Origin of the sequence: Yoonia sp. F2084L (assembly GCF_023015625.1) — a bacterium.
Taxonomy (GTDB): domain Bacteria; phylum Pseudomonadota; class Alphaproteobacteria; order Rhodobacterales; family Rhodobacteraceae; genus Yoonia.
In genome coordinates, this window is the sequence record NZ_JALKAH010000004.1 from 158,177 (window position 1) to 175,863 (window position 17,687).

Sequence of the window (17,687 nt, forward strand, 5' to 3'; positions counted from 1 at the left end):
TCACACGCCCTCGCACGCGGTCCTGAGTAGCGGGTCGGTCGCTTCAAGCGGGAACCACTGTGCATTCGTCACGGCACCGCCATCGCCAAAGGTGATCCCATCAACCACATCAGCGCGCTGATTTTCGGCGCAGTCAAATAGCATCGGCACCTTGGCGGTGCGCGTCCAGCGGCCGTAAAACACCAGATCGACTAGGCGTTGGTCGGGTTGGTTGGGATGTGTGCGGGTGCTTTGCTGATCTACGGCCACATATCGCGAGACGAACGGCGCAGTGTAGGTCCATGGGCGATAGAAGGCTTTTTCCTCAATCGTTTGTGCGACGACCATGCCTTCTGGCATTGTGGCGGTGGTCCGAGAATACCAACTGTATTCACTCGAAATTGTCGCGGCCAGCATCGCGGCACCCGCAGAAGCGGGTATCAACCATTTGGGTAGTCGCCCCTTTAGCGTTCTGTTCAACGCCCACACCAGCAATGCGGCAACAGCACCGGCCACAATGGTACCGATCAATTCGAAAAACATCGCCCCTCCTCCCTGTTTTGTATACTAGCCCAAAACGCCGCGTCCTTGCATCAAGGCTGATTGCATAGTTTTGATCACCACAAAGGCATCGCGCAAGTGGCTGCGTTCAAAGGCGGACAGCTTTGTGGGTGGCAAGAAGTTATCCGGCGCTTTGCCTTGCTTGATCAGGCGGGCCTGATGCTCCAGCCGCGTTTGCGCGACCAGATCATAAGCATCCAGTAAATCACGCCCGCCGCTTTCGCTGATCACACGGCCAGCAATGGCCGCCTGCAAACGCGCCCTGGTATTGACCGGGTCTAGCTCGCCTTGCAGCGCGTACATGCGCCCAAGGTCCACGACCGGGACAACACCGCTGAGTTTCATATCCACCGTATTGCGATTCTCGCCGGAACGAATGGTGGCCAGCCCCTTGAGCATCCCCAGCGGTGTGCCGTGGGTCAGTGCATTCGTCGCCATATGTGCGGTGAAAATCGAATTGGCAGAGGCCGTCTTGAGCGTCTCGGCCTGCAACCCGTCGAACAGGCTGAAGTCACCCCCGATAGGTCGCAGGTCAAACATGACGGAGGCCAGCATCTGCGCTTCTTTGCTGGGGCTTTTGATCCAGTGCTGAAAATAGTCATGCCAAACCGAAACAGGCTGCCGCCAGCGCGGGTTCGTCGCCATCATGTCGCCTGGGCAATAGACGTATCCGCAAGCGTCCAAGCCATCGCTGACGCATTGCGCAAAAGGTTCGAAATAAGCCAGATCGGTTTCGCTCAGGTCATCTTCCAAAATCAGGCAGTTGTCCTGATCGGACACGCCCGTCTGTTCCTGCCGCCCTTGGCTGCCACAGGCGAGCCAGACATAGCGAGCAGGTGGCGGTCCATATTTCTCCACTGCCATCGCCAGCAGGCGCCGGGTCACAACATCGGCGATATCGGTGATCATGCGCGTGACCACGTCATGCCGATTGCCAGCCGCGACAAGCTGCACCAGCAGATGCGGGATGCGTTTGGTAACGGTCGCCAGATCATCAACCGTTTCGGCACGGGCGGCTTCGGAAACGAAACCGGCAGTATTGGACGCCTGAAACCGGGTCAGATCGGTCTGGGTGACGATGCCCACCAGCTTGCCCGCCTCGACAATCGGCAGGTGCCCAAGGCGGTATTCCATCATCATATGCAACACGTCTGATCCGATGGCAGAAGGCGACAAGACACGCGGATCGGGCGTCATGATGTCGCTGACGGGCGTGTTGGGGGGTAGCCCTTGGGCAAGTGCTTTGCCAGACAAATCGCGCACGGTCAGGATGCCAATCAGTTTTTTCTGCGCGACCACGCACAGGCAGGAAATGCGTTTGTCCTGCATTTTCTTTGCAGCGTTCTGAATGGTCGTTGTCGGCGCGCAGGTGACCGGGTTCGGCACCATCAGCGTTGCGACCTGCACGCGTGTCAGGTCAAATCGGCTCAGGGCATCTGTCTTTTCTGTTTCGCGACTTCTATCAAAGAAACGGCGATAAGCGTCATGATCGGCACGCAGTTTGTGAAACGCCCCAGGCGGAATGCAGATCAGGCGCGTATCTTCTTGTGCATAGGCCGAGGTCACGGCTGTGCCGCCCTTCATCAGCCCGCGTTCACCAAAGGAATTCTCGCGTCCAAGCTGCGAAATCAGGTTGTTGTTTTCGTCGCGAACCGTGACTTGGCCGCTTTCCACGATAAAAAGCCCGTCCATATCTTCGCCCAGATCGTAAATCTTGGCACCAGCGGGATAGGTCCGAAACATCACCTCTTTCCACAACGCATGAAACGCCCGATCCGGCAGGACGTCGTAGGGGTGCAGTCGTTTGAGAAAGGACAGGGCGCTGTCGGTCATTCAAATATCTCGGAATAAAAGGAATGGGCCAGCAACAACAGTTGCTGGCCCGATTGGTTTAGTGATCGACGGCACCACCCGCACCGGCAGGGATACGGACGCTTTCGACCAAATCCTTGATCTCTTGCGGGGTGTCTTTGGTCATCATCGAGACACCATAGGCAACCGCAAAGTTGATCAAAGCACCGACCGCACCGATCGCAGTGGACTGGATCCCGAAGAGAGAGCCGTCAACGGTGTCCGGGAAGGAATTCGTCCCGGCGATGAACAACCAACCCTTGTGCAGGAAGATGTAGACCAGTGTGAAGACCAGACCGGACAGCATCCCAGCCACAGCGCCCACATTGTTCACGCGCTTGGAGAAGATACCCATCATCAAAGCAGGGAAGATCGACGCCGCTGCCAGACCAAAGGCCAAGGCCACGGTTTGTGCCGCAAAACCCGGTGGGTTCAATCCAAGGACTGTTGCCACTGCAATGGCGACAGCCATGGCGATCCGGGCCGACATCAGTTCCGCCTTTTCAGACATATTTGGTGTCAACTGACCCTTCAGCAAGTCGTGGCTGACCGCAGAGGAGATCGCCAGAAGCAGACCCGCCGCAGTGGACAGCGCGGCCGCCAAGCCACCCGCAGCCACCAGACCGATCACCCAACCCGGCAGGTTGGCAATCTCTGGGTTCGCCAGCACAAGGATGTCACGGTTGAAGTTGGTCAACTCGTTGCCTTCCCAGCCATTTGCAGCGGCTGTTTCAGCCATCGCATCGGACTGATCATTGTAATACTGGATCAGGCCGTCACCGTTCTTGTCTTCCCAATCAAGAAGACCGGTTTTCTGCCATGTCAGCATCCAGTCGTACTCTGGTGCGGTCTCAATCGTTTGCACTGAGACAGGCTCACCCGAGGTTCCATTCGGCCACATCAGTTCTGTGATGTTCAGACGCGCCATCGCACCAACAGCTGGGGCTGTGAGGTACAACAATGCGATAAACACAAGCGCCCAACCAGCTGACCAACGTGCGTCAGACACCTTGGGTACTGTGAAGAAACGCATGATGACGTGCGGCAGACCCGCCGTACCGATCATCAGCGACAGCGTGAAAAGAACCATGTTGAGGTTATCTTTATGCGCTTCGGTGTAGCTGGCAAAACCAAGGTCAGTCACGATCTGGTCCAGCTTGGTCAGCAGGTAAACGCTGCCTTCCGCACCTGTCGATGTGGTCTCAGAGAACAGACCCAGTGCCGGGATCGGCGTACCTGTCAGTTGCAGCGAGATGAACACGGCAGGGATTGTGTAGGCCATGATCAGAACAACGTATTGCGCCACTTGGGTATATGTCACACCTTTCATGCCGCCAAACACCGCATAGGCGAAAACCACCGCAGCGCCGATCAACAGACCGGCAGTGTTCGAGATTTCAAGGAAGCGGCCAAAAGCTACGCCCACACCTGTCATCTGGCCAATCACGTAAGTGACCGAGGCCACGATCAGGCAGATCACAGCCACCATGCGCGCAGTTGGCGAATAGAAACGATCACCGATAAATTCGGACACAGTAAACTTGCCGAACTTGCGCAGGTAAGGGGCCAGCAGCAGTGCAAGCAGCACGTAACCACCCGTCCACCCCATCAGGAAGGTCGAGTTGTCGTAGCCGGTAAAGGCAATCAGACCCGCCATTGAGATGAAAGACGCCGCAGACATCCAGTCTGCCGCAGTGGCCATACCGTTGGTCACAGGGTGCACGCCCCGGCCGGCCGCATAGAATTCTGATGTAGACCCGGCCCGGGCCCAAATCGCGATGCCGATGTAGATCGCAAAGGATGCGCCGACAAACAGCAGGTTAATGGTAAACTGTTCCATGCGATCAGTCCTCCTCTACGCCGTATTCACGGTCGAGTTTGTTCATCCGCCAAGCGTAGAAAAAGATCAGCGCGAGGAAGACGAGGATTGAGCCTTGCTGGGCAAACCAGAAGCCAAGGTCTGTGCCGCCGACGGCGATGCCGGACAGCATCGGCCGCAGCAGAATGCCGAACCCAAAGGACACGAGTGCCCAGATCACGAGGCTGACAAGGATGATGCGGACATTGGCTTTCCAATAGCCCGCCCCATCCTTGGCTACCTTTGTATGTGTTGATTGTTCCGCCATGTGGCGCTCCTCCTTGTTTTGTTGGCTATTTCTGGCTTGGACGATCGTCGCCCGCGCAATTTCTTAAGGCATGACGCGTTCTGTCAGCGTCACGATAGCTTTCTGGATGTCTTCAATCCTGCCCATCGCATCCACGCGACGCAGCGCACCTTTATCGGTGTAGTATGCAACCAGAGGGCTAGTCTGTTCATGATATGCATCAAGGCGGGACATCACAGTTGATGCATTATCATCCGCCCGACGGGTCATTTTCCGGGCACCACAGCAGTCGCAGGTGTCAGCAACTTTGGGGGTCTTGAAGGTGTCGTGATACCCTTCGCCGCAGCCACCACAGGTGAAACGTCCGGCGATCCGCACGACCATTTTAACATCATCTACTTCCAGCAGCACGGCCGCATCAATCTGTTGCCCGCTTTCCGACAACATCTGATCCAAGGCTTCCGCCTGCGCCGTGGTGCGCGGGAAGCCGTCCAAGATCACGCCGTTGCCGCAGTCGGGCTGAGCAAGCCTGTCGCGCAGAATGGCAATCACGATGTCATCGCCGACAAGGTCGCCTGCTTCCATCACAGCTTTCGCTGCTTTGCCTGCTTCGGATCCAGAGGCCACAGCGGCGCGCAGCAGATCCCCAGTGGACAGTTGAACCAAACCAAAGCGTTCTTCCAACATCCGTGCCTGTGTCCCTTTGCCAGCGCCCGGAGGCCCCAGCAAGATCAGGACCGGGGGTGCTTGGGTAATACGAGAGCCGTCCATTACGCGTCCTTCCGGTTCATGCGGTTTTCAATCAAGTCATCGACCACAGCAGGGTCCGCCAGTGTTGAGGTGTCACCCAATGCGCCAAAGTCATTTTCGGCAATCTTGCGCAGAATGCGGCGCATGATTTTGCCAGAGCGTGTTTTCGGCAAGCCGGGGGCCCATTGGATCAGGTCTGGCTTGGCGATGGGGCCAATCTCGGTACGGACCCAGGTTTCCAGTTCCTTGCGCAGTTCCGGGGTGGGTTCCTGCCCGTTCATCAGGGTGACGTAGGCATAGATCCCCTGCCCCTTGATGTCGTGCGGGTAGCCAACGACCGCGGCTTCAGCCACTTGGGCATGGGCCACCAGCGCGCTTTCAACCTCTGCCGTGCCCATCCGGTGACCCGAGACATTGATGACGTCATCAACGCGACCCGTGATCCAATAGTCACCATCCGCGTCGCGTTTGCAGCCGTCGCCGGTGAAGTAATAGCCTTTGTAGTCACTGAAATAGGTCTTTTCAAACCGCTCGTGGTCACCCCAGACGGTGCGCATCTGACCGGGCCAGCTGCTGGCAAGGACCAGCACACCTTCGGCTTCGGTCGTGGTGATTTCCTCACCCGTTTGAGGGTCGAGCACCTTGGGAACGATGCCAAAGAATGGTTGCTGGGCTGATCCGGGCTTCAACTCGGTCGCACCGGGTAGCGGGGTCAACAGGTGACCACCGGTTTCGGTCTGCCACCATGTGTCAACGATGGGGCAATTGCCCTTGCCAACGACATCATTGTACCAATTCCACGCTTCGGGGTTGATGGGCTCGCCAACAGTTCCCAGAACCCGCAGATCAGAGAGATCATACTTTTCGACAGGATCATTGCCCGCAGCCATTAAGGCACGGATTGCTGTCGGGGCCGTGTAGAACTGGTTAACATGACACTTTTCACACACGGCCCAGAACCGACCCGCATCGGGGTAGGTCGGAACACCTTCAAACATGATTGTCGTCGCGCCATTGGCCAGCGGGCCATAGACGATATAGCTGTGGCCGGTGACCCAGCCCACGTCTGCCGTACACCAAAATACGTCGCCCTCATGGTAATCGAATACCAGCTCATGCGTCATCGCCGCGTAGGTCAGATAGCCGCCGGATGTATGCACGACGCCTTTGGGCTGACCGGTGGATCCTGATGTGTAGAGGATAAACAGCGGATCTTCAGCGTTCATTTCAGCCGGGGCGCTGTGATCATCCGCTTCCAACGCCATTTCGTTGTAATCATAATCGCGGTCGGTCCATGTGGTCTGGCCGCCCGTGCGCTTGACGACAAGGCATTTGACCCGGTCATCGCAGTGCAGCAGTGCCGCGTCTGTGTTCGATTTTAGCGCCGTCTTGCGCCCGCCGCGCGGCGCCTCATCTGCGGTGATCACGACCTTCGCGTCGCAGCCGTTGATCCGGGCACCCAGTGCATCGGGCGAAAAGCCGGCAAAAACGATCGAGTGGATCGCACCAATCCGGGCGCAGGCCAGCATGGCATAAGCGGCTTCCGGAATCATCGGGAGGTAAATGACAACCCGGTCGCCTTTGCGCACGCCAAGCGTCTCTAAGATGTTGGCCATCTTGCAAACGCTGCGATGCAGGTCTTTGTAGGTGATGTGGAGAGCCTTGTCGTTCGGATCATCCGGTTCCCAGATGATCGCTGTCTGATCGCCGCGCGTTTCCAAGTGGCGGTCAATGCAATTGGCAGAAACATTCAGCACACCATCTTCGAACCATTTGATCGAGACATTACCGAGGGTAAAATCAACGTTCTGCACCTTGGTAAATGGCTTGATCCAATCAAGGCGTTTACCTTGCTCTGCCCAGAATGCGTCAGGGTCGGTGATCGAAGCCTGATAAAGCGTTTGATACTGTTGTGCATTGACATGTGGCACCCGTGAAGGCGCGCGTGAATCCGTGTTCATTTTGATCTCCTCCTCGCGATTTGACTGCAGGTGAAAAGCAAAAGACGACACAGCCACCTACGTCAGATCGTAAATGTATCCTATGGTATACATACATTCATTTCGATAGGGTATTGGATTGAATATATTAAATTGACAATTTATTTACTTATTTGGAACCACGATTGTAAATTATGCTAAAGCATTCGAGAAAACCGCGCGACAACAACGCTTTGTTAAGGTCCCGGATTTCAACCGACCTGACCGTTAGCGCATAACAAAAGACATCAGGATGTTCGAAAGACCGGCAGGTTTCGAAAAACAATCCAACGATCGCTTCGACAACACACATCATAAATCAGAGCAGCTAGGTTAAATGCGCGACAGATCCTCCGCGATTGATTCGAAAAGATGCTGGTCGTTTGGCGACATTTTCAAACTCACGAAAAAGGTCGTGCATGGAGTGCTTTTGATCTCAGCCAAGCACCTGAACATCGACAGAGGTATTTCCTTTGGTTGTAATTGATTGGGCATTGTTAACGGGCGCAGTGTCGCCTCTGACGAAGATACCTTCAGACTTGAGCCCCTCTGTGACGATTGTTCTGTTGTGGGTGATGCTCACGTCGTCGCCTTACGCGTCAACGCCAATACTGACCAACCTGTCTGTCGCACTGATCGTGCCGTCATTCGTCATCTGATTGCCATCGCCAGACGACAAAACACCATCATCATCGCCTGCTGTAATGATCGTCCCGGCTTCCTCAACCAGTACACTGCCGCCATCGCCGTTGATCACAACTTGGCGGCGGCGGATGGTGCGATGTCGAAGCTACTTTCGCTTGAGACAGCAATTTTGACCACATGAAAGATATTAACGTTGATCAAGAAACGGCGTCATTTCAAAAACTGAACAGCCGGAAGAATAAACCAGCCCCGTGACGCGTAACCTTGCAGTAGCCGCACGAATGAATGCCACCTAAGGTTGCCGAAAACGATTTGAGAGGACCTAGCCCCTATGAACATTCTTTTTATCATGTATGACCAGCTGCGCTTTGATTACCTCAGCTGCGCGGGCCACCCCCATTTGCAAACCCCGAACTTTGATCGGGTTGCGGCGATGGGGCTGCGTTTCACCAACGCCTACGTGCAATCGCCGATTTGTGGCTCCAGCCGCATGTCCTATTACACCGGGCGCTACCCCTCCAGCCACGGCGCGCAGTGGAACAACTTCCCTCTGCGTGTGGGTGAGCTGACCTTGGGCGACCATTTGCGCCGCGAAGGCATGGACTGTTGGTTGATCGGCAAAACCCACATGGAAGCCGATGTCGAAGGGATGGAACGGTTGGGCCTGGATGCAGACAGCGTAATTGGTGCGCGACAGGCCGAATGCGGGTTTGATATCTACATCCGCGATGACGGTCTTTGGGCCGAAGGGATTTTGGGGCCATATGATGAAAGCCGCTCGCCCTACAATGAATACCTCAAGGAAAAAGGGTATACAGACAGTGACAACCCTTGGGCCGATCACGCCAATGCGGGCGTGAAGGATCGCAACCGGATCGCCTCAGGCTGGATGTACGAAAACGCAGACCGACCGGCCCACATCCATGAAGAGGATTCAGAGACCGCATGGCTGACCAGCCGCACGATTGATTTCATGAAGCAAGCCAAAGACCCGTGGTGCGCGCATGTCAGCTATATCAAACCGCATTGGCCCTACATTGTGCCAGCGCCCTACCATGATATGTTCGGCCCCGAACATGTCCCTGAACCGCGCCGTCACGAGATGGAACTTGAAGACACCCATCCCGTTTTTAACGCCTATATGTTCAACCGTGTTGGACAAGCTTTTCAACGTGATGAGGTCCGCCAAAAGGTGATCCCGGCCTATATGGGCCTGATCAAGCAATGCGATGATCATCTGGGGCGCATTCTGGATTACCTGGAAGAAACGGGGAAAATCGACGACACGATGATCGTGCTGACCTCAGACCATGGCGACTATCTGGGTGATCACTGGATGGGTGAAAAATCACTGTTTCACGACCAGTCCGCCAAAGTCCCGATGATCATCTATGATCCGCGCCGCGAAGCGAACGCCACCCGTGGTAAGACCAGCGATGCCTTGGTCGAGAGCCTTGATGTCGCGGCCACCTTCGTTGAGGCCGCAGGTGGTGAGGTGCCGACCCACATTCTGGAAGGGCGCTCGTTGATGCCATTACTGGCGGGCAAGCGCCCAAGATGGCGCGAGTTTCTGATCAGTGAATTCGACTATTCTGCCAGTCCCGTCGGCGGTGAGATGGCCGAGCAGTATTGCCTGACGCCGCGCGATTGCCGCTTGTTCATGGTCTTTGATGGACGCTTTAAAATGATGCATGCCGAAGGCGGGTTCCGGCCTATGCTATTCGACCTGCAAAACGACCCTGATGAGTTCGTAGATCTGGGCAAGACAGACGAACATACCGAAACGCTTGAACGGCTCTACGGCTATCTCGCGCAATGGGGGCGACGTATGTCGCAGCGCGTGACCAAATCTGATCAGGCGATCATTGACATGCGCGGCAAGGCCGGACTGAAGGGTGTATTGCCATTCATGTACGACGGAACAGAAGTGCCCAAGGCGCTGATTGCGAAGTATGTCGGCAAGTCGCCGAAACTGCCCGAGAAGTAGGTTCCCCCGTCGTTAGCGGGCACCACATTTTGGTACTCGCTGACGCGCTTGACCAACGGCGGTCGACAATGCGTTGCCCGTATCGCCTCTGTCTGCATATCCGAAAACTCCATAAAATTATTACTTTACAGTCACTTAATCAATATGAGCCAAACTACTAAAATTTTAGTTTGACAGATCAAGGTTTCCGCGTTCACATGAACGTGTCGGCAAAAACCGGCTCAAAACATCTCAAGGGAGGAGAAAAGATGCGCAAGTATCTGCTCTCCGCAGTTGCAGTGTCTGCTGTGATTGCGGGGTCCAATAGCGCTTTGGCTGATGAGGCCGCAGCGCAGCGTTGGATTGATCAAGAATTCCAGCCATCCACATTGTCCAAGGACGAACAGATGGCTGAAATGCAGTGGTTTATAGAAGCCGCACAACCCTATGCCGGGATGGAGATCAATGTGCTCTCCGAAGGTATTCCAACCCATTCTTACGAAAGCGAAGTGCTGACCAAAGCCTTTGAAGAAATCACAGGCATCAAGGTCAACCATCAGATTTTGGGCGAAGGCGAGGTCGTTCAGGCCGTACAAACCCAGATGCAGACGGGTCGCAACCTTTATGACGCCTATGTCAACGACAGTGACCTGATCGGGACACACTCGCGCCTGCAACTGGCGCGTAACCTGACTGACTTTATGGCAGGCGAAGGCGCCGCCGTTACCAACCCCGGTCTGGATCTGGCTGACTTCATGGGCATCCAGTTCACCACTGGCCCCGATGGCGACCTTTACCAACTGCCTGACCAGCAGTTTGCGAACCTTTACTGGTTCCGCAAAGACTGGTTCGACAATCCTGACCTGCAAGCGCAGTTCAAGGAAAAATATGGCTATGACCTGGGTGTGCCGGTCAACTGGTCCGCTTACGAAGATATCGCCGAATTCTTCAGCAACGACGTGCAGGAAATCGACGGTGTGCGCATCTATGGCCACATGGATTATGGTAAGCGCGCACCCGATCTGGGCTGGCGGATGACAGATGCCTGGCTGTCGATGGCCGGTGCAGGTTCGGTTGGTGAACCAAACGGCGTGCCAATCGACGAATGGGGCATCCGCATGGAGGCAGGAAGCTGCAACCCTGTGGGTGCATCCGTCACACGCGGCGGTGCGGCCAATGGCCCGGCAGCGGTCTATGCGATCCGCAAATGGGATGAATGGCTGCGCAACTATGCACCACCCGGTGCGGCAAGCTATGACTTCTATCAGTCGCTGCCAGCCTTGGCGCAAGGCAATGTGGCCCAGCAGATTTTCTGGTACACGGCCTTTACCGCTGACATGGTCGCCCCGCAGTCTGCTGGCAACAACACGGTTGATGCCGATGGCAATCCGCTGTGGCGCATGGCCCCTTCCCCGCATGGTCCTTACTGGCAGGAAGGCCAGAAGGTTGGCTATCAGGATGTGGGTTCCTGGACGATCCTGAACTCTACGCCGTTGGACCGGGCACAGGCTGCTTGGCTTTATGCACAGTTTGCCGTTTCCAAGACGGTGGACGTGAAGAAGTCGCACGTGGGCCTGACCTTCATCCGCGACAGTACGGTGAACCACGAATCCTTCACAGAGCGCGCACCGCAACTGGGTGGTCTGGTGGAATTCTACCGTTCTCCGGACCGTGTGCGCTGGTCGCCGACAGGCATCAATGTGCCTGACTATCCAAAGCTGGCCCAGATCTGGTGGCAGCAGATTGGTGACGTGAACTCTGGTGCGTTTACCCCGCAAGAGGCGATGGACCGTCTGGCCGAGGAAATGGACATCACCATGTCCCGGATGCAGGCCGCTGATGAAGCTGCCAACGTCTATGGCGGTTGCGGTCCACGTCTGAACGACGAACAGACTGCGGAGTACTGGTTTGCAAACGGCGGCGCCAAGCCACCGCTTGAGAACGAGAAGCCGCAGGGTGAAACCGTCAACTACGACGAATTGGTCGCCCGCTGGGCGTCTGAGTAACCTCCCTGTCTGGCGCTAAGTTGCGCCGACACACGACCGGGGCCTGTCATGGGCCCCGGTCACTCATCCCGACCTCTCAAAGAGCACCCATGACACTCCAAGTTTCAAACATCACCAAAATTGTTGCGGGCCAGGTCCACATCAAGCCGACGACGCTGACGCTTGAGACCGGGCACTTCAACGTCCTTTTGGGCAAAACCGGGTCTGGAAAGACGTCGCTGATCAAGATGATGGCCGGGCTTGATCCGATTGCAGATGGTCAGATTTTGATGGACGGCCAAGACGTCACCAAGCTCAGCACGCAAAAGCGCAACATCTCATTGGTGCATCAGTTCTTTGTCAATTATCCGCATATGACAGTTTACGACAATATCGCCTCGCCGCTGAAAGTGGCTGGAATGGCGCAGTCGGAAATACAGGGCCGCGTCGAGGAAGCAGCCGACATCCTTCAACTGCGCCCGATGCTAAACCGCCGCCCCCATGAATTATCCGGTGGCCAGCAACAGCGCACCGCGTTGGCGCGTGCCATTGCCAAGGAAAGCCGTGCGGTGTTTCTGGACGAACCGCTTGCAAACCTTGATTACAAACTGCGCGAAGAGCTGCGCGAGCAGCTGCCCGAACTTTTTGCCGGACGCGGCGCTGTTGTTGTCTATGCCACATCAGAACCCGAAGAGGCCCTGCTCTTGGGTGGCTACACCGGCCTGATGGATGACGGCAACGTCGCCCAGTTTGGGCCTACTGCCGCCTTGTACCGCAAACCCGAAACGCTTGTGGCAGCGGCTGTTTTTTCCGACCCCCCCATCAATTCGGCGACCGTCACCAAAGAAGGCAACATCGTCCGTATGGGCGATGCGGTTTGGGACGCGCCCGATGCCGGTATGGCCGACGGCAACTACGTCGTGGCCGTGCGCCCGCACCACGTCTCCCCTGTGCAGACCGCCAAAAATACCGTCGCCCTTTCAGGCGAGGTTCTGGTGACCGAACTTTCCGGCTCTGAGAGCTCTGCGCATTTTCGCATGCCGAGTGCCGATTGGGTGTCACTGGCGCATGGGGTTCACCCTTATGAGATCGGCGTGACGCACCCCTTCTATCTGGACCCCAGTGCATGCTTTTACTTCGCGCCCGATGGCGCCCGCGTGATAGGAGAAACCGCCTAATGGCCAAGATCACCCTATCCAAGCTGCGACACAGCTACATGCCCAATCCTACGTCGCCCGATGATTATGCGCTCAAAGAGATTGATCTTGATTGGTCTGATGGCGGCGCATACGCGCTGCTGGGACCGTCCGGTTGTGGAAAATCGACGTTGCTGAACATTATCTCGGGGCTGCTGGAGCCTTCGGAAGGGCAAATCCTGTTTGATGGCAAAGACGTCACTGCCCTGCCCCCGGACCAACGCAACATCGCGCAGGTTTTTCAGTTCCCGGTGATCTACGACACGATGACGGTCTTTGATAACCTTGCTTTCCCGCTGCGCAATCGTGGGGTGGATGAGGCACGCGTTCAGCGCCGCGTCTCTGAAATTGCCACGATGCTAGAAGTGACCGACCTGCTGGGGACCAAAGCCGCTGGCCTGTCCCCCGACAACAAGCAGAAGATTTCGATGGGCCGGGGATTGGTCCGCGATGATGTCAACGTCGTCATGTTCGATGAACCGCTGACCGTCATTGACCCGCATCTGAAATGGAAACTCCGCTCGAAACTCAAAGAGCTGCACCAGAAGGTGCGCGCAACGATGATCTACGTCACCCATGACCAGACGGAAGCACTGACATTTGCCGATCAGGTTGTTGTGATGCAAGACGGCGAGATCGTGCAAATCGGCACGCCGGTTGAGCTGTTTGAGCGTCCGGCGCACACGTTTGTCGGCCATTTCATTGGCTCACCAGGAATGAATGTGCTGGCGGCTGAAATGCGCGATGGTGGGGCATTTCTGAATGGGCACCACATCGCGCTGGAAGGTGCTGTGACCGCGCAAGATGGAACGCCGCAGATCGGTGTCCGGCCTGAGTTCGTGCGCATTGGCGACACCGGCCTACCGGCGACGGTGCGCAAAGTATCCGACATCGGACGGCACAGCGTCATTGAGGCAATGGTTGGCGATACGTCCGTCAAGGCCATCACCGAGGGTGCGGTGCCCGAACAAGGTGCCGATGTGCATCTGCAATTCCAACAAGACCAGACGCGGCTTTACCGTGACGGCTGGCTTGCGACCGAAGGGGCAGCATCATGAAAACCCAAAACCAAAAAGCGTGGTACTTCGTTCTGCCGGTCCTGTTACTGGTCGCCTTCAACGCGCTGATCCCGATGATGACGGTGGTCAATTATTCGGTGCAGGAAACATTCGGCAATAACGTGTTTTTCTGGGAAGGACTGCGCTGGTTTGAAGAACTGCTGAACTCCGACCGCTTCCACGCCGCCTTGGGCCGCCAGTTCCTTTTCACCGGTTTGATCCTGCTGATCGAGGTTCCACTTGGCATCATCATCGCCTTGTCGATGCCGCGCAAAGGCCCTTGGGTGCCGGTCTGTCTGATTCTGATGGCGCTGCCGATGTTGATCCCTTGGAATGTCGTGGGTGCGATGTGGAACATCTTTACCCTGCCCGACATCGGCCTGCTGGGCTATCTGATGAACACGACGCTGGGCATTGATTATGACATGACGCAAAGTCCTTTTGCGGCGTGGGCCACGATTATCACGATGGACGTCTGGCACTGGACGTCGCTGGTTGTCTTACTGTCCTATGCGGGCCTGGTGTCGATCCCGGACGCCTATTATCAGGCGGCAAAGATCGACGGTGCATCACCTTTCAAAGTGTTCCGCTACATCCAACTGCCCAAGATGAAACAGGTACTGACCATCGCAATACTGTTGCGGTTCATGGACAGTTTCAACATCTACACCGAGGTCTTCGTCTTAACGGGCGGCGGTCCAGGAAACTCAACAACGCTGTTGTCCATCGACCTTGTCAAAATCGCGCTTGGGCAGTTCGATCTTGGTCCTGCCGCTGCGATGTCGCTGATCTACTTTGCGATCACGCTGCTGGTCAGTTGGCTGTTCTACACCCTCATGACGAAGGATGACGCGAAATGAAGAAACGCGCGCTTATTCCGATCCTCTATATCGCCTTCCTGATGTTGCCGATTTACTGGCTGGTTGCGATGTCGTTTAAAACGACGAATGAAATTCTGTCCGGGTTCAGCCTGTTTCCACAGAGCTTCACGCTGGAAAACTATGCCACCATCTTTACCGATCCGACGTGGTACTGGGGCTATATCAATTCGATCCTCTATGTCTCTCTGAACACCGTGATCTCACTCGCCGTGGCCCTGCCTGCCGCCTACGCATTCAGCAGGTATCGGTTTCTTGGCGACAAGACGCTGTTCTTCTGGCTTCTGACCAACCGGATGGCACCTGCGGCCGTTTTTGCTTTGCCGTTCTTTCAACTTTATTCCGCCGTGGGGCTGTTTGACACGCACATCGCCGTGGCACTGGCGCATTGCCTTTTCAACATTCCACTTGCGGTCTGGATTTTGGAAGGCTTCATGAGCGGAGTGCCGAAGGAACTGGACGAAACCGCCTATGTCGACGGCTATTCCTTCCCACATTTCTTTGTCACGATTTTCGTGCCCACGATCAAAGCTGGTGTGGGTGTCGCAGCTTTCTTCTGCTTCATGTTCTCATGGGTTGAGCTTTTGTTGGCCAAAACGCTCACCTCCGTCAACGCCAAACCAATCGCCGCAGAAATGACCAAGACCGCATCCTCGGCAGGCTATGAATTGGGACTGCTGGCGGCGGCGGGGACATTGACCATCATACCCGGCGCCATCGTGATCTATTTCGTGCGCAACTACATCGCCAAGGGCTTTGCCCTGGGGAGGGTCTGATATGTTTGGCTGGATGGCATGGACATGGCCGACTGGGCTGTTTTTTATCGGATTGTTCACCGCAATGGGGATCATCACTTTCATCGAAATCCGCTACCCCGGCACATCGGAACGCAAGGGCGCGCTGGGGCTGACCACAACACGCGGGGATCGGTTGTTTTTGTCGCTTCTGGGCACGGCCTACATTTTCCTTGCTTGGATCTTCTTTTTCGGAATGCCGCTTTGGGGCCCGCTAGCAATCAGCATCGCGTGGGGCGGCTTTTGCTTTTGGAAGGTCTGACGCGAAATTTCTTGGCGATACGAAAGTCTTAGTATCTACTTCCCCACGGGAGGGGAGCAGTTCAGATGATGATGAGGCGCGGTATGCGGCAAAAGAAAAAAAGCGAGTTCCTGACCGAAGTTGAACTTGAGTTCATGACAGAGCTTTGGGCATTGGGCGAAGGCAGCGTACGTGACGTGCTGGCCCAGCTCGCACCCGACCGCAACCTTGCCTACACTTCGGCGGCAACGATCCTGCGAATTATGGAACAAAAGAATTTTGTCGTCAGCGAAAAGCGCGGCAAGGTGTTTGTCTATCGACCGCTGCTTGCCAAAGATGCGTATCAGTCAAAAACCCTCCGCGATCTGTCTGATAAGCTTTTTGACGGCACGCCTGCATCTATGGTGGCGCGGCTTGTCGATGATCAGGGCATGTCAGAAGAGGCACTTACCGAAATACGGGCACTTTTGGATAGGAGGTTGAAAGACAATGACAACTGAACACCTACTTAGCGCCTATATCGACACCAATGTTGTGCTTATTGCCGTGGCAATCATCTGGTTTGGATCCAAGCAGATACTGGCGCGGTCGTCGCTACGCACGGCCTATCAGCTGCAACTGCACCTGCTTTACGGGCTCGTCGCAATGGTCGCGCTGTCTCCGCTTTTTGTGGCCGGTATCGAGATCTTGCAGCAACGCGGCATTCTTTCACAGCATTCAGGATTGCGGCTCTCAGACTTCCTTGTGTCGCAGTATCTGCACGGCAACATTGCCCTCGCTCCAACGGAATTTGAACGCATCCTGGCATGGCGCAGTGAAATCACCCATGAAATCGCGTCCGTCTCAAGCGGATTAAGCTATGTGGTCCTGACCGGATTGATTGGCGGGTTCGCCATCGTCGTGATACGCAATGCACGCGATACGCTGAGCCTGATGAAGATGATCCGCAACAGCTATGTGCTGCGCCGCATTGGCCGGATTGATATCCGCTTTACCCATCAGACACGGGTGCCCTTTTCAACCCGCGGGTTGTTTCGCCATTATGTCGTTTTGCCGACCGATCTGCTAGCGCAGCAAAATGACGTGCGGATTGCCGTGTCTCACGAAGTGCAGCACATCCGTCAGCACGACCTGACGTGGGAAATAGCACTGGAACTCATCCGCCCATTTTTCTTTTGGAACCCCGCCTTTGCGGTTTGCAAACGCGACGTCGAGCGGCTGCGGGAACTTGCCTGTGATCAACAGGTGCTGGGCAGAAAGACGCATCCTGTGTTGGACTACTGCGAATGTCTTTTGCGGGTTTGTCAGACAAGCCTGACCGGGGACCGCAGAAACCAGATCATCACGCCAAGCGTGCCCTTTGTGCAAATTGACCGTCGGATGCACGCCAGTCACACGGGCAGCTTTCTCAAGCTCCGTATCGTGTCTTTGCTGGATGGAAATGCCGCAGGCGAGGCCCGCCGCATCGGCAAAGCGATCATCATGCTATCGGTTGTTTTGACACTTTTCGCGGCCCTGTCATTGCGGCCCACAAACGACTGGAGCCATGATCGGCTGATGCTGTCCACGATCGTGAACCTTGAGCGGCTGAACACGCGGACAGTCCTGCCCTAGAGCGCGCTGACCCAAGACATCCTTCGGTCCCAACACCATCAAAGAGAAAAGCCGCGCTCAAAGAACGCGGCCTCATCACTGTTCA

General features: G+C 55.9%; 16 protein-coding genes. 9 read left to right on the forward strand and 7 right to left on the reverse strand.

Annotated features, from left to right (window positions below):
• The 7 genes from MWU60_RS12445 to MWU60_RS12475 all read right to left on the reverse strand — a co-directional run bounded on the left by MWU60_RS12445 (window position 1) and on the right by MWU60_RS12475 (window position 7,982).
• A complete protein-coding gene (locus tag MWU60_RS12445) occupies window positions 1–522 on the reverse strand; it encodes a hypothetical protein (protein ID WP_247227654.1) in 522 nt (173 codons plus the stop codon).
• A gap of 24 nt (window positions 523–546) precedes the next feature.
• Window positions 547–2,373, reverse strand: a complete 1,827-nt coding sequence (locus MWU60_RS12450) for a DUF294 nucleotidyltransferase-like domain-containing protein (protein ID WP_247227655.1) — start codon at window positions 2,371–2,373, stop codon at window positions 547–549.
• A 58-nt stretch (window positions 2,374–2,431) separates the two neighbouring features.
• Window positions 2,432–4,231 (reverse strand): sodium:solute symporter family protein, encoded by a 1,800-nt coding sequence (locus MWU60_RS12455; protein WP_247227656.1) that lies wholly within the window; start codon window positions 4,229–4,231, stop codon window positions 2,432–2,434.
• 4 nt (window positions 4,232–4,235) lie between these two features.
• Window positions 4,236–4,517 (reverse strand): DUF4212 domain-containing protein, encoded by a 282-nt coding sequence (locus MWU60_RS12460; RefSeq protein WP_247227657.1) that lies wholly within the window; start codon window positions 4,515–4,517, stop codon window positions 4,236–4,238.
• Window positions 4,518–4,580: 63 nt separating this feature from the next.
• Window positions 4,581–5,267, reverse strand: a complete 687-nt coding sequence (locus tag MWU60_RS12465) for an adenylate kinase (RefSeq protein WP_247227658.1) — start codon at window positions 5,265–5,267, stop codon at window positions 4,581–4,583.
• On the reverse strand, window positions 5,267–7,207 hold the full coding sequence (gene acs, locus MWU60_RS12470) for an acetate--CoA ligase (protein WP_247227659.1): 1,941 nt from the start codon (window positions 7,205–7,207) through the stop codon (window positions 5,267–5,269). The genes MWU60_RS12465 and acs overlap by 1 nt, the downstream gene beginning before the upstream one ends.
• 610 nt (window positions 7,208–7,817) lie before the next feature.
• On the reverse strand, window positions 7,818–7,982 hold the full coding sequence (locus tag MWU60_RS12475; RefSeq protein ID WP_247227660.1) for a hypothetical protein: 165 nt from the start codon (window positions 7,980–7,982) through the stop codon (window positions 7,818–7,820).
• Between the two features lie 219 nt (window positions 7,983–8,201).
• On the opposite strand from MWU60_RS12475, the gene MWU60_RS12480 reads away from it, so the two are divergent.
• The 9 genes from MWU60_RS12480 (at window position 8,202) to MWU60_RS12520 (ending at window position 17,602) form a co-directional block, all read left to right on the forward strand.
• Entirely contained in the window at window positions 8,202–9,857 is a 1,656-nt protein-coding gene (locus tag MWU60_RS12480) for a sulfatase-like hydrolase/transferase (protein WP_247227661.1), read from the forward strand.
• 248 nt (window positions 9,858–10,105) lie between these two features.
• A complete protein-coding gene (locus MWU60_RS12485; RefSeq protein WP_247227662.1) occupies window positions 10,106–11,842 on the forward strand; it encodes an ABC transporter substrate-binding protein in 1,737 nt (578 codons plus the stop codon).
• Window positions 11,843–11,931: 89 nt separating this feature from the next.
• Window positions 11,932–12,999 carry an ABC transporter ATP-binding protein gene (locus MWU60_RS12490; RefSeq protein ID WP_247227663.1) on the forward strand — a complete coding sequence of 356 codons (1,068 nt, stop codon included), beginning with the start codon at window positions 11,932–11,934 and terminating at the stop codon, window positions 12,997–12,999.
• On the forward strand, window positions 12,999–14,075 hold the full coding sequence (locus MWU60_RS12495) for an ABC transporter ATP-binding protein (protein WP_247227664.1): 1,077 nt from the start codon (window positions 12,999–13,001) through the stop codon (window positions 14,073–14,075). The genes MWU60_RS12490 and MWU60_RS12495 overlap by 1 nt, the downstream gene beginning before the upstream one ends.
• Window positions 14,072–14,935, forward strand: coding sequence for a sugar ABC transporter permease (locus tag MWU60_RS12500; RefSeq protein ID WP_247227665.1), 864 nt, complete (start codon window positions 14,072–14,074; stop codon window positions 14,933–14,935). The genes MWU60_RS12495 and MWU60_RS12500 overlap by 4 nt, the downstream gene beginning before the upstream one ends.
• Window positions 14,932–15,729, forward strand: a complete 798-nt coding sequence (locus MWU60_RS12505; RefSeq protein WP_247227666.1) for a carbohydrate ABC transporter permease — start codon at window positions 14,932–14,934, stop codon at window positions 15,727–15,729. Before MWU60_RS12500 ends, MWU60_RS12505 begins: the two co-directional genes overlap by 4 nt.
• Window position 15,730: 1 nt before the next feature.
• A complete protein-coding gene (locus MWU60_RS12510) occupies window positions 15,731–16,009 on the forward strand; it encodes a DUF2160 domain-containing protein (RefSeq protein ID WP_247227667.1) in 279 nt (92 codons plus the stop codon).
• 83 nt (window positions 16,010–16,092) lie between these two features.
• The gene (locus MWU60_RS12515) at window positions 16,093–16,488 is read left to right on the forward strand and encodes a BlaI/MecI/CopY family transcriptional regulator (RefSeq protein ID WP_247227668.1); all 396 of its coding nucleotides are present in this window, start codon (window positions 16,093–16,095) and stop codon (window positions 16,486–16,488) included.
• On the forward strand, window positions 16,478–17,602 hold the full coding sequence (locus MWU60_RS12520) for a M56 family metallopeptidase (RefSeq protein ID WP_247227669.1): 1,125 nt from the start codon (window positions 16,478–16,480) through the stop codon (window positions 17,600–17,602). Before MWU60_RS12515 ends, MWU60_RS12520 begins: the two co-directional genes overlap by 11 nt.
• The last annotated feature ends 85 nt before the right edge of the window (window positions 17,603–17,687 follow it).

Bases quoted from the DNA above. Each gene is read 5' to 3' on its own strand.
- MWU60_RS12505 (WP_247227666.1), top strand. From the start codon at position 14,932: ATGAAGAAACGCGCGCTTATTCCGATCCTCTATATCGCCTTCCTGATG.
- MWU60_RS12450 (WP_247227655.1), bottom strand. From the start codon at position 2,373: ATGACCGACAGCGCCCTGTCCTTTCTCAAACGACTGCACCCCTACGAC.
- MWU60_RS12465 (WP_247227658.1), bottom strand. From the start codon at position 5,267: ATGGACGGCTCTCGTATTACCCAAGCACCCCCGGTCCTGATCTTGCTG.
- MWU60_RS12480 (WP_247227661.1), top strand. From the start codon at position 8,202: ATGAACATTCTTTTTATCATGTATGACCAGCTGCGCTTTGATTACCTC.
- MWU60_RS12490 (WP_247227663.1), top strand. From the start codon at position 11,932: ATGACACTCCAAGTTTCAAACATCACCAAAATTGTTGCGGGCCAGGTC.
- MWU60_RS12520 (WP_247227669.1), top strand. From the start codon at position 16,478: ATGACAACTGAACACCTACTTAGCGCCTATATCGACACCAATGTTGTG.
- MWU60_RS12495 (WP_247227664.1), top strand. From the start codon at position 12,999: ATGGCCAAGATCACCCTATCCAAGCTGCGACACAGCTACATGCCCAAT.
- MWU60_RS12445 (WP_247227654.1), bottom strand. From the start codon at position 522: ATGTTTTTCGAATTGATCGGTACCATTGTGGCCGGTGCTGTTGCCGCA.
- MWU60_RS12515 (WP_247227668.1), top strand. From the start codon at position 16,093: ATGCGGCAAAAGAAAAAAAGCGAGTTCCTGACCGAAGTTGAACTTGAG.
- MWU60_RS12460 (WP_247227657.1), bottom strand. From the start codon at position 4,517: ATGGCGGAACAATCAACACATACAAAGGTAGCCAAGGATGGGGCGGGC.
- MWU60_RS12485 (WP_247227662.1), top strand. From the start codon at position 10,106: ATGCGCAAGTATCTGCTCTCCGCAGTTGCAGTGTCTGCTGTGATTGCG.
- MWU60_RS12455 (WP_247227656.1), bottom strand. From the start codon at position 4,231: ATGGAACAGTTTACCATTAACCTGCTGTTTGTCGGCGCATCCTTTGCG.
- MWU60_RS12500 (WP_247227665.1), top strand. From the start codon at position 14,072: ATGAAAACCCAAAACCAAAAAGCGTGGTACTTCGTTCTGCCGGTCCTG.
- acs (WP_247227659.1), bottom strand. From the start codon at position 7,207: ATGAACACGGATTCACGCGCGCCTTCACGGGTGCCACATGTCAATGCA.
- MWU60_RS12510 (WP_247227667.1), top strand. From the start codon at position 15,731: ATGTTTGGCTGGATGGCATGGACATGGCCGACTGGGCTGTTTTTTATC.